The 11,922-nt window shown below is 42.5% G+C and carries 12 protein-coding genes; 3 read left to right on the forward strand and 9 right to left on the reverse strand.

Annotated features, from left to right (window positions below; genetic code table 11):
* Position 1: 1 nt before the first annotated feature.
* From L4D09_RS15305 to L4D09_RS15325, 5 genes are all read right to left on the reverse strand, one after another.
* Entirely contained in the window at positions 2-1,171 is a 1,170-nt protein-coding gene (locus tag L4D09_RS15305) for an efflux RND transporter periplasmic adaptor subunit (RefSeq protein WP_428458382.1), read from the reverse strand.
* A gap of 172 nt (positions 1,172-1,343) precedes the next feature.
* Positions 1,344-2,225, reverse strand: a complete 882-nt coding sequence (locus L4D09_RS15310; RefSeq protein WP_428458383.1) for a LysR family transcriptional regulator — start codon at positions 2,223-2,225, stop codon at positions 1,344-1,346.
* A 171-nt stretch (positions 2,226-2,396) separates the two neighbouring features.
* The gene (locus L4D09_RS15315; protein WP_428458384.1) at positions 2,397-2,891 is read right to left on the reverse strand and encodes a copper chaperone PCu(A)C; all 495 of its coding nucleotides are present in this window, start codon (positions 2,889-2,891) and stop codon (positions 2,397-2,399) included.
* 57 nt (positions 2,892-2,948) lie between these two features.
* Positions 2,949-3,422 (reverse strand): hypothetical protein, encoded by a 474-nt coding sequence (locus tag L4D09_RS15320; protein WP_428458385.1) that lies wholly within the window; start codon positions 3,420-3,422, stop codon positions 2,949-2,951.
* A 250-nt stretch (positions 3,423-3,672) separates the two neighbouring features.
* The gene (locus L4D09_RS15325; RefSeq protein WP_428458386.1) at positions 3,673-4,461 is read right to left on the reverse strand and encodes a YMGG-like glycine zipper-containing protein; all 789 of its coding nucleotides are present in this window, start codon (positions 4,459-4,461) and stop codon (positions 3,673-3,675) included.
* Positions 4,462-4,839: 378 nt separating this feature from the next.
* Here L4D09_RS15325 and L4D09_RS15330 point away from each other — a divergent pair, with 378 nt between their 5' ends.
* The gene (locus tag L4D09_RS15330; protein WP_428458387.1) at positions 4,840-5,325 is read left to right on the forward strand and encodes a prepilin-type N-terminal cleavage/methylation domain-containing protein; all 486 of its coding nucleotides are present in this window, start codon (positions 4,840-4,842) and stop codon (positions 5,323-5,325) included.
* Between the two features lie 98 nt (positions 5,326-5,423).
* Here the strand turns inward: L4D09_RS15330 and L4D09_RS15335 are convergent, their stop codons facing one another.
* Both L4D09_RS15335 and L4D09_RS15340 read right to left on the reverse strand, forming a co-directional pair.
* Positions 5,424-5,645, reverse strand: coding sequence for a hypothetical protein (locus L4D09_RS15335; protein WP_428458388.1), 222 nt, complete (start codon positions 5,643-5,645; stop codon positions 5,424-5,426).
* Positions 5,646-5,661: 16 nt separating this feature from the next.
* Complete coding sequence (locus tag L4D09_RS15340) at positions 5,662-5,991, reverse strand: DMT family transporter (protein ID WP_428458389.1); 330 nt, start codon at positions 5,989-5,991, stop codon at positions 5,662-5,664.
* 323 nt (positions 5,992-6,314) lie between these two features.
* Between L4D09_RS15340 and L4D09_RS15345 the strand changes: the two genes are divergently transcribed.
* Both L4D09_RS15345 and L4D09_RS15350 read left to right on the forward strand, forming a co-directional pair.
* Positions 6,315-7,241 (forward strand): TAXI family TRAP transporter solute-binding subunit, encoded by a 927-nt coding sequence (locus tag L4D09_RS15345; RefSeq protein WP_428458390.1) that lies wholly within the window; start codon positions 6,315-6,317, stop codon positions 7,239-7,241.
* 128 nt (positions 7,242-7,369) lie between these two features.
* Positions 7,370-9,259: a TRAP transporter permease gene (locus L4D09_RS15350; RefSeq protein WP_428458391.1), complete on the forward strand. Its 1,890-nt coding sequence runs from the start codon at positions 7,370-7,372 to the stop codon at positions 9,257-9,259.
* Positions 9,260-9,387: 128 nt separating this feature from the next.
* Here L4D09_RS15350 and L4D09_RS15355 read toward each other — a convergent pair whose 3' ends face one another.
* Both L4D09_RS15355 and L4D09_RS15360 read right to left on the reverse strand, forming a co-directional pair.
* Positions 9,388-10,098 carry a response regulator gene (locus tag L4D09_RS15355; RefSeq protein ID WP_428458392.1) on the reverse strand — a complete coding sequence of 237 codons (711 nt, stop codon included), beginning with the start codon at positions 10,096-10,098 and terminating at the stop codon, positions 9,388-9,390.
* Positions 10,098-11,735 carry an ATP-binding protein gene (locus tag L4D09_RS15360; protein WP_428458393.1) on the reverse strand — a complete coding sequence of 546 codons (1,638 nt, stop codon included), beginning with the start codon at positions 11,733-11,735 and terminating at the stop codon, positions 10,098-10,100. Before L4D09_RS15360 ends, L4D09_RS15355 begins: the two co-directional genes overlap by 1 nt.
* Positions 11,736-11,922: the final 187 nt, after the last annotated feature.

An 11,922-nucleotide genomic window follows, 5' to 3' on the forward strand; every position in this document is an offset into this window, starting at 1 on the left:
CCTATTGTGTGTGTGATTGAGAAGGTGACTGAAGAGCAATTTGCTCACTTTGACTAACGTTGGTTGGTGAGGGATAAATTGAAGCGATAATATTGATGTTACCCAATACGGTGTCGGGTTTGATGTAATGTGTGCCTGCGATAATAACAACGTCGCCTGATGCGATATTACCTGATACGCACACATCTTGACCTTGTATCGTATTAACGGTAACTGGTTTAGGTTGTGCTATACCATTATCGATCGTAAATATCGCAGTTCCAGCAGTAGGATCGACAAAAATTGCCGAATAGGGGATACAATATTGCCCCGTTTCTTGTTTGAACTTGATTGCTACTTTTACGGCTTTACCTGGCAATACTCGCGCGTTGTTGGCGAGCAGTGCTTCTGTATCAAGTGCATAAACAAGAGTGTAGGTTTGTTTAATAATGTCCGGTAGGGTGCTGATTTCTTTTATCGTTGCCGGAATATTGTGCTCAAAGCCATACCAACTGACCGACGCTGGTGCGCCACGGTTAAAATTAGACATTATGCTTTCTGGCATATCTAGCCTAGCTTGCAGTTGGTTCGGTTGGTGTACGATAAAAACTGGTATACCGGGTACTGCTTGTTCGAATTCGTCGCTAAATCGCTTGCCAATAACGCCATTAAATGGGGCTGTTAATGATGTGTATTTCAGCGCATCTTGTGCTTTTTGCAAGTTTTGCGTAACGACTTCGACCATGGCGGCACTGCGTTTATAACCAGCTTGAGCTCGGTCAAGGTTGACGCTTGCAATCGCATTGTCGTCGGAGGCTTGTTTTACTCGCTTTAATTCAATGGCCGCAAGTGCATGCGCTGCTTGAGCCTCATCGAGGCGTGCCTCTAATTCGAGTACAGTAACTTGATAATCATGGGGATCAAGGCGTGCAATAACTTGCCCTTTAACAACCGAGTCGCCAGTCTTAACCAGAATCTCTTCAATGGTCCCAGGTACTTTAAAGGCGAGGTTGGCGCTATATTTTGCCTCTAAAACGCCAGCAAACTGCTTAACACTGAGCTGACTCATGTCACCCAGCTTTATTGCTTGTACTGGTCTCGGTGTTTTTTCAGCTAATTCTGTTGTCACATCACTACATGCTGTTAAAAGCAGTAGTGAAAGTGGCGCAAGCAAAAAAGTTGTTGATTTCATAATAGATTCCCACTGTTTCTGTAGGCGTCATTTTATGATGGTTGATGGAAGTGATAATCTGACTCTAGCAGGAAATACTGTCATGAAAATCATGACAATAAATTTTGTACTATCGCTTGTATATAGATAATGGTCGATATGGTCAGATGAATTGGTATGAAAACTGTAACAATTAGAATACTGCAGGTAACTTGTCTAGTATGTGGTTGATCAGTGTGCGAGTTGCTTTGCTTATGCCTAGTCTATCGGGGTAGATAAGCCAAAGATCATCACTTTTTGATTGATACTCTGGTAATACGCGTATTAACTCGCCTGATTCCATTGCATTAATTGCGAGCAGCAAAGGTAAAAAACTAATGCCTTGGCCTGCAATCATAGAGCGGCGTATAAAGTTAGTACTGTTACTGCTGAGCTTCGGCGAGACAGATACTTGGGAGTCAGTAAATCGCCATGTATCTTCAACTCGTCCATCAGGCCAGCGGTAACAAATACAGCGGTGACGGGCCAGTTCCTCAATACTACGCGGCTCACCATGTTGCTTAATATAGCTTGGACTCGCTAACAAAAAGCGATTAATACTCGCAATATGGCGGGCTACAAGGCTTGAGTCTTGTAAAGTACCAGCGTGGAATGCAATGTCTAACCCTTTTTCATATAAATCTTGGAAGCCATTACTACTGAATCGAACATCTAGCTCAATCTCAGGGTACTTGTGCTGGAACTCGGTCAAAATAGGCTGTACGACTTCATCGCTATCAGGCAGTACACCAATCTTAACTTTACCCACGGGACTGTCATCGAGTTGGTGAATTGCATCTTGTGCCTTATCTATACCCACTATGACTTTTAGAAGCTCTTGATAGTAGATTTCACCATGTTGAGTCAGGCGTAATTTTCGAGTCGTACGAAAGAACAACTGAGCATTAAGGTGTTTTTCGAGATCCCCAATACGTCGGCTGACGTTGGCGCGGGGAAGATCTAACGCGTTTGCTGCTGCTGTAAAGCTACCAAGTTGAACGACGGTGGTAAAGAGTTTGAGATCGTCAAGACGCATAATGTTGATGTGCTTATATATGTGTTACACATAAGGTTGCGTGAAAAAATGAGAATAAACAACCTTAATACTCAGCAATATTGATTTGGATTAGCATCGAGCAAATAAAAAGCCAGCAGTTTTCACCTGCTGGCCTTAATTACGCTTTAGCGCTGAGATTACTTTTCGTTATTAGTGGTTCGAATGATCCATCGCTTGCTCAGTTTTGTCATTCTCAGGCATGTATGTTGCCTTCTCAACTTTCACATCTATATTTACGTTGCCAGCATTTTTAAAATTAAGAGTGACTGGAAATTGATCACCAAGCTTTGGTACTTCATTTATGTTGAAGAACATAATGTGGTAGCCACCAGGTTTAAGTGACTGTGTGTCATTGGCAGGAATTTCAATTTGCTCAACCTCACGCATTTTCATCATACCATCTTCATGTATGTGAGCATGAAGCTCGGTCTTTTCAGCAATAGGTGAAGAGGCGCCGAGTAAAATATCATTTTGGTCACCATGGTTCATCACATTGAAAAAACCAGCGACAACGGAAGAGGTAGGCGGTACTTGCTTAGACCATGGGTGATCAATATGCAGTGTGTCAGTCTTGTATTCGTGAGCAAAAGCTAAGCTACTAAATGCAAATACTGAGGTCATTATAAGTGATTGAATTTTTTTCATTACTTTCTCCATGAGCACACGCTTTTTCTAGCGAGTTATGACTATATTTTTAAATTTTTATTTGGGTGAGTATTTCGCTAGAAAAGGCGGAGAGTGCTTTGGCGCATAGTCGTAATAAAGCCGAGTGAGAATCGGCATATAGTTGAGTTTTACTTCAGCTGGCAATTGCGTCGACAGTGTAACAAACGCTAAAAAAGGCCCAGAAAAGTCGTTGAGTGCCACTTGTTGAAGCTTGAATATTGGGCAGTGAAATTTAACGAGTGGCTGGTGTTCGGTTGAATGTTTCTCTGAGTCGGGATGGCTGTTTTTTTCTTTAAGAGTATTGATGCTAATCCATTGTAAGCCTTCACTTGTGCAGATTAAAACTTTGTCTCCGGTTAACCAGTTACGCGCAATGCTGTTTTGGTCTGGGTTTAATACAACGAGAGATGAGAGCACATTAGACATGATCAATGAGACAACGATGGTTAAAACAACCATTAGCCTCATTTGATGTTGTGTCATTGTCTTATTCGTTGTATTTGCAGCCATTTTTAGTTGTTTATCCTTAAACAGTAGCGCGATACTAACAATAAAAGCGGTTATTTGTAATATTAGATGTTAATTTTATGTTTTTAAATTGAGATGTTGATACCAATGCACGATATTCGTTAGTGAATTGATTGGCGTTAGATAGGTGATGATAGGAGAGAAGGGAGTTGTCTAAAGGTAAAAACGCCGTACCTTCCTGAGCCTTTGGAAGATACAGCGTTGTATTTTTTAACTTTTTAATCGGTGAACGTTAGCTTTTTGTGAAGCGATACGTTTGTACTTTTTCTTCTTTGCCATCAACTTGTGCATAAGCATCAATCATTATTACATTTGAGCCAGCAAAGCCAAGTTCGACGCGTACCGTTGAAGAGTCGATACCTTCAAAGATACTTGCTTGAGTGTTTGTTGGGTAGTAGTTATAGCGGTTCATACCTTGCTGATATTCACCAGCAAAATTGACAGGAATATTGTTGGCATTGTTATTTAGCGACAGTGTGTAACCAGCTTCAGGGGTATAGGCAAAGTTTGCAGTTAATTCAAGAGATTGTTTCGCGCCTTGTACCTGAAGATTGTTGATTTGAAGGCTTGCTTCAGTGGTTTTAGCTAGAGAACCAGAAGCACTTGCTGTGCCTGTAACTGGCTGTGATACTACACCACTCCAAATATTAACATTCCAGTCACCAGTAAAGTTATCAAGCTGGTCCCAGTTTTGTGGCGTTGCTGTGTTAGCCGAGCCTGCGTTACCGTTACCAATTTGAGACAGAGAGTCATTTCGGCTGTCATGACGAATGTTGTCACGATTACTTTGAAGATCTACCGATGAACCAGCAACACCACCGGCAACACCGCCAGCAACAGCACCTTTCATAGCAAGTTCAGCATCACCAGTTAGTGCACCTAGTGTTAGGCCAAGTAACGCACCGCCAGCAGCACCTTGTTTAGTCGCTGCATTAGGATCATCCTCACCTGGGTTTACACAACCAGTCAGTAAAGTAAGGCCAATAATTGAAACGATAGATGCTTTTCCGAAATTGTTCATTATGATTTCCTGCTGCTAGTAATGTTAAAACTCTGCACCACGCCTGTGGTCTTTATTATGTGAATCAATTTACCATCACTTTCCTGAATTGTTCCTGTACGAAATGAACAGTGTTTTATTTGTGTGTAAATGTAACAAACTGCTTGCTGTGAAAGTGGGGATTCGACACTTCAGATGTAAGTAAATGGAGGTATTTGAATTTATGGGAAAAGTGTTGATACCAACACTATGTTTATGCAACTGGCATGTGCCAGTTCATTTAAAAAACATTGTATAATTATTGATGGTAAAGCCTTTACAGTATGTATATGATTCGCTGTAATTCAAACTGGCGGTTTTTTGACGCTGGGTAAATGCAAAGTAAACTAGTTCGGAAATATGAAAGCAAGTAAAGGTTTTACGCTAATAGAAATTGTGGTTGTTATTGTTATATTAGGGATTTTATCAGTAACAGCAGCCCCACGTTTTTTGAATATTCAATCTGATGCGAGAAAGTCTGCCCTAGAAGGCTTTGTCGGTGCATTTAATGGTGCAGATGGAGTCGTGATGGGCAAGGCCATGGTCAGTGGTGTTGAAAGTACAGTTGGAAAAGTAACCATACCAAATACTGATATTGTTATTGAAGATGGCCATATCGAACTAAGATCCAAAAACATTAAACGTGCTATGAATACTGATGGTTATGGACTGTATGATGCATTCTCACCATACGGTGATTATCAGGTTTATGTGAAGCGAGGTGAGGCATCAGGAGATGACTTCTCACTAACAGCAAAGCAATGCTATTTGATTATTACTCGAGGCGAGCGTGAAAATAATATACTTGGTGAATTGAAAATTAAGCGAATAACAAAAGATTGCTAATTCTGAATGATGTAAAGCCAGCAGTTTTGCTGGCTTTAGTTTTGTAGTCTTTACAATATACCTGACGAGTGGACAATGAAACAGAAGCTATTCGTTCTCTACCCATTTAGCTGCCGTGTTTGGTTTAAGGTTCTAGATCCGCCAGCACCGTAACTGTTGATATCGAACCGGTTTTGATTTCGAGGTCTTTTTCGATCTAACCGTGTTAGATCGATATGATGCTGTTCTGCTAATAGTTTTAACACCGCATTGATGTCTTTTTGTGGTGCCTTGTTGTTCACTAGATAGTAATAAAGGTTAATAGCCCTTTGTTCATTCATGCGATTACCCCATGTATTAGTGAGTGTGCGACGCTCCTGAAAGATTGATGATGGCAATGCCGATGGCGACAACGATCATACCTAGCCAGACTTTGGCATCTAAATGCTGTTTATAGATGATGCTCGACATAGCGGTAACAATAACAATGGCCATCCCTGCCCACATGGCGTGAACGATACCGACAGGTAATGACTTCATTGCTTGTCCAAGGAATAGAAAGGCGAGAAGGTGGCCGAGTACAACAATGATGCTGGGGAATAGATTGGTGAAGCCATTCGTCGAACGTAATGCAACATGAGATGTTGCTTCTGCCAATACACCCAGAGTAAGAAATAGCCAGCCCATATAAAATCCTTAATGTTTTTGTACTTGTTGTTGGTATGGGCTGTAGTTTATCTATTTACAGAATAATGATAATAGAGTTGAAATGGAAATAACTTTTACTGGTTGGTAATAATGTAAGAAGAAACAAAATTGTAGGGTGAAATAACGAAAGTGCGGTTATTGATGTAGTTAACACTGCTGATATCTCATTTTCACAAATTTCACAAATTTAACATTTAAAAGCGATTTCTTTTGATGCAACATCGATAGAACAATACGACGAAGTGCTTTTAAGTTGTATTTGAAACCTACAATTTAGCGTTCTGAATGAGAAGGAATACTCAATGCGTTCAATGATCAAAAAAGGGATAATTTCTCTTGCTTTAGCTGTTTCATTACCTGTTGCTGCAAACAATTACACTATCGGTACAGGGAGTCAAAGTGGTACCTATTATCCTTTAGGTGGGTTACTAGCGAAGGTGTGGAACGAAAATATTGATGATTTTAATATGCGTGCGGAAGTGACGGCAGCATCAGTAGAAAACGTGATTAAAGTGTCGACAGAGCAGCAGTTGGCGGGAATTGCTATGGGTAACGTTGTTCAGCAAGCTTACCAAGGCACGGAGCCTTTCCCACGTAAGATGGACGTCTCCGTTTTATTTGCGCTATATCCTAACGTTGTCCAGTTTTTAGTACCTGCAAACTCAGACATTAAGTCTGTAGCGGATCTAAAAGGTAAGCGAGTTGCCCTTGGTGCACCAGGCTCTGGTACGCGTGTTAGCGCATTGAACATTTTGAAAACTCTGGGTATTGAAGAGAGTGACATGCGTGGACAGGCACTGAACTATACGGCAACCACTGAAGCATTGGGTAACGGCCAAATTGATGCAGGAGTGATTGTAGGAAGCTTAGGCGTAGGTGCTATTACTGAGCTAGCACTTACTCGTGATATTCGTATTCTTTCATTCACTGAAGACGAGTTGGCCATGATTAATGAAGCAAATGCATCATACAGTGGCTTAGATGTTGAAGCGGGTAGCTATCGAAATGTTCCTGCATTCCAAGCGCCAGCTGTATGGAATGTACTGGTTGTTAAAGGTGATTTGGATAAAGACCTGGCTTATGAAATGACGAAGGTTGCTTTTGATAATATCGATCAAATCCGCCAGTCGATCGGTGTAACGAAATTCACTACCGTTGAAAATATGAATAAGCTTGCAGGTATTCCATTGCACCCGGGATCACAGCAGTTTATGAGTGAACAAAAATAAATAATCCGAAGTGTCACCTATCTCAATCGATGGGTGAAGTAATACCCCCCGAAATATATCGGGGGGATATACCCAAGCAATTCGACGTTACATGGGTATAGAACATTGCAGTAAACAAGGAGTACGCAATGACCAATTCTTCGGCGTTAAATCACAGGCTAACTGAACGTTTAATGCAACTGGCGGCTGTTGCTGCATTCGCTTTATCAGTATTTCAAATTTGGCAAGGTATTACTGCCAACCTTTCTGCCCCTGTATTTCGCCCTATACACCTTAGCTGGATACTCGCGCTGGTGTTTCTCGTTAAACCGATTTTGAAAGTGGACAACCCACTTTATCTTCCTGCGAGGCTTGTTGATTTAGCGATTGTTGTGGCCACACTGTGGGCCGTTCAGCATATTATTCGATTTGACTATGATGACATCGGCTTTTTACTTGATGGGCTAAGCAGTAGTGATGTACTTGCTGGTTCAATTTTGATTGTAGCGCTATTGGAAGCCACGAGGCGAACCGTTGGTATGGTGATGGTTGTCATCGCTGGACTTTTCTTATCATATGCCATGTTTGGTGATCTTTTGCCGGCCAGTGTTGCTAGCAAAGGATTTGCCCTTGATGAAATTATTCGTTTCCATATTTATTCAACCAATGGGGTGTTTGGGGCGCCATTGGCAATCGCTGCGGGCGTGGTGTTTATCTTCGTATTGTTCGGTGCCTTTCTTCAAGTAACAGGTGCAGGGCAGTTCTTCATTGATGCCGCATTTGCGGTTGCGGGGAAATATCGAGGGGGCCCAGCTAAAGCCAGTGTAATCGCTTCGGCGGCATTAGGCTCGATATCAGGATCGGCTATAGCTAACACAGTAACCACTGGTGCACTGACTATTCCGATGATGAAGAAGCTTGGTTATAAGCCAGAGCAAGCTGCGGGCATTGAAGCGGCGGCCTCAACTGGCGGGCAAATTATGCCGCCAGTAATGGGGGCGGGGGCTTTTGTCATGGCCCAGTTTACAGGCATTGCTTACAGTGAAATCCTGCTTGTTTCTATTGCGCCTGCTATTTTGTATTTCGGGTGTACCTTGTTGTATGTACATTTAATGGCGTGCAAGCTTGGCCTTAAGGGAATGGATAATGTCACTCAGCTAAAAGTGGTGATGAAGCAAGGCTGGCACTTTATTGTACCATTGGTGTTGATCACAACTTTATTGCTAATGAGTTACTCTCCTGTATTAGTCGGTATTGCGGGATGCAGTGCTGTGTTGGTTGCTGCTATGTGCCGTAAGCATAGCCGGATCAGTCTCCGCTTATTCCTTGAGGGAATGAAAGAAGGGGCATTGTTAGCACTGCCTATCTCGGTTGCCTGTGCAACGGCGGGGATTGTCGTCGGGGTTGTTGGTCAGACGGGCATTGGTTTACAGTTTACTCAGTTCCTTATGGCATTGTCTGGTGGCTATTTATGGTCTGTAATGGCTTTAATTGCAGTAGCAGCAGTGATTCTGGGAATGGGGTTACCCGTGACCGCAGCCTATATTGTGCTATCAATCATGGCCGTACCAGCCTTAACTGAACTTGGTTTGGGTATTCTTACTGCCCACATGATTGTGTTCTGGTTATCACAAACCTCGAATGTGACTCCGCCGATTGCACTAGCGGCATTTGCTGGGGCAGGGATTGCTGGCGCATCACCCATGCAGTCGGCAGTACAGGCTTTCAAGTTAGCGCAAGGTTTCTTCCTTATCCCGCTGATGATGGCATTTTCACCATTAATTTTTGATGGCGAAAACTGGTTAGGGTTCATGTTTGCGATAGTGACGACCATTACGCTTATTGTCGCCTTTGCTGGTGCAATTGAAGGGCGGTTGGTTAAATTACTGTCGATACCTGAGCGCTTGGTATTGCTGCTAGTCCCTTTTGCTTTGATCTTTAGTGGATTGACTATTCAACTTGCAGCTATTGCGGTTGTTGTGGTGATCATTTCCATTAATGTTTTCAGAAATAAAGAGCAAAGTATAACGTCGGTATAGCTGGCGTTTGATTTACTGCTAATGTCGTTCAAATAATCACACGTTCAAATCATCAAAAGGGGAGGCCAATCGGCTTCCCCTTTTTTTGATGATATAGAAATGGATACAATCAAACAGTTTTAACTAAATTAAACACAGAGCTTATATCGACGCTCTGGGCGGCCCACTGTACCGTATGAAACTTCGGCAGTGAGTTCATCCGTAGCAACCATAAATTCGAGGTAGCGCCTTGCTGTCGTTCGGCTTGCCCCAATTTCTTGACCGACTTGTTCTGCGTTTAGAGTGAGGTGTTGTTGACTAAATACCGCCCTTATTTTATCAAGCGTTAAACTGTCAATTCCCTTCGGTAATCTGTTGGTGACTTTATTGTTGGATAACACTTGAGCTTGTTTGGTGGCAGGTGGTGCCTGAAAAAGCTTATCAACATCACTCTGTAGCAGAGAGTCTATATCTGAGAGTTTACTTAGGTGAGCTCGGTACTTGGCCAGTGAAGCTTGTAGTCGTTCAAAAATTAATGGTTTTAGAATGTAATCAAAAATACCGCTGTGCATAGCAGTTCGTAGGGTCTCTACTTCTTTCGCGGCTGTGACGAGAATGACATCACTATGGCAATACTCTGCTCGCAACTCACGAAGTAGATCTAAACCCGTACCTGTTGGAAATTGGTTATCGAGCAAGATTAATTGTGGCTTGAGTACTTCGATGAGATCTCGTGCTTCTTCTAGGCCATGGGCAATACCAACAACCTCAAATCCTTCAATTTTTTCGACAAAGCGGCGTTGAATTTCTGCTATCTGTTGGTCATCTTCTGCAATAACTATGCTGATCGCGTCTGACATTAGGCTTCCTCTGCTTTTGTCTGTTTCTCTTTTGGTAAATAGAGGGTAAATCGACTGCCGTAAGGCTCAATGGGTTCAACGGTAACTAGGCCACCAAGGTGCTCTGTTAACGTCTTAACAAGATCAAGTCCTATACCATGCCCTTGTTGATCTTTTGTACTGTAGCCGCGTGTAAAGATGACGTCGACTTCTTCATTCGATAGCCCTCGACCTTGATCTTCTATTTCAAAAATTACTTCCTTACCGTAATCGGAAAGGCTGAGTGTGATCTGTCCTCCTCGGCCATGGTGCGCTAATGTTGCTTCCAAGGCATTATCGATAAGGTTTCCGAGAATACTCACCAGTTGCTCTCTTGGCAGCTCACTTGGAAGATGTGCCATATGGCTCGCCTCATCAAGGTGAAGTTTCAACCCGAGCTCTTTGGCTCGATTGTACTTGCCCAGTAAGCAACCCGCGAGAATACTGTCAGAAGTAACATCCATAAGTTGTTGAATGAATGCCTGATGGCTTGATGTTTCTTGACCAATGACTGCCAATGCCTCATCTGTTGCGTCTATTTGTATTAGGCCTGCGATAGTATGTAGCTTGTTATTATATTCATGTGACTGACTGCGTAGGCTTTCCGCATATTGTTTTATTCGCGTTAGTTTACGGCTGACTAAATCAACTTCGTTTTTTAACCGAAAGCTAGAGACAACGCCATTAACTGTATCGCCCTGTATTAAGGGGATCCGATTCACGATTAAAAGCTGATCATGTATCCAGACTTCTTGATCGTATTGTGGGGAGCCGTTTCTGAGCACGTGCAATAGGCCGCTATCTGGCAGCACCTCTTGTATATGCTGGCCGATATAGGTATGGGTTTCTGGTAGCTGTAGGGTCTTTATCGCAGCATGATTAAAAGTGGTAATTATTCCATCTTGGTTAATGGCCACGATTCCTTCACGTACAGTTTCGAGCGTGGCATTTCGTTCTTGGAACATTCTGCCAATTTCTTCAGGCTCAAGATTAAAAATGGCTTTTTTGAAGTGGTGAGCAAACCAAATTGCGGTGATAACACTAAATAGGAAAGCCGCTGCAATGGCAATAAACATAGAAGTGCGATGATTGCTTACTAATACTTGAACCGTATCAAGCAAATACCCGACAGAGACAATACCGATAATCTCAGTACCTTGCTGATTAAAAATCGGGGCTTTACCACGGACAGATTGCCCGACACTGCCATGGGCTTTGGAAATATACGGCAGGCCCTCAACCAGCGCTATTTCGTTCATATCCCCTTCGTCGTCATGCATGGGTTTGCCTATCCGTGCTTTATTAGGGTGGGCTAGCCTGATGCCATTTTTATCGCCAAAGACAACGAAACGCGCTTCTGCAGATTTAGCAAGTTTGTAACTTAATGGTTGCAGAACTGATGTATTTCGAGCATCTACAGCTCTAATAACATCGGGGGAAACAGAGATCGCAAGGGCAACCCGCATGGCTTGCTGGCCAATTTGCTCATCAAGCACGCTATCAAGATAGCGGATTGCAAAATGACCGAGAATCCCCGTTTGTAATACAGCAATAATCCCTAAAATCAATACCATACGTGTATTTAAGCGTAAAAAACGCAATGACAAAAATGCCGTCATTGTTTGGCGATTCCTTCCACCGAGTGCTTTGTTACACACACCTTACCTTTTTATTACTCATTGTGCTGTGAACAATATGAACAAAATCACCAATAAGTATCTTATTCACATTAAATTTACAAACTTCTCATGGCGCTATGATTGGCATAAGTTTTATTACGTAGGAACACATAACAATTAAATAAGG

The sequence above is a fragment of the Photobacterium makurazakiensis genome (assembly GCF_050336715.1).
Classification (GTDB): Bacteria; Pseudomonadota; Gammaproteobacteria; order Enterobacterales; family Vibrionaceae; genus Photobacterium; species Photobacterium makurazakiensis.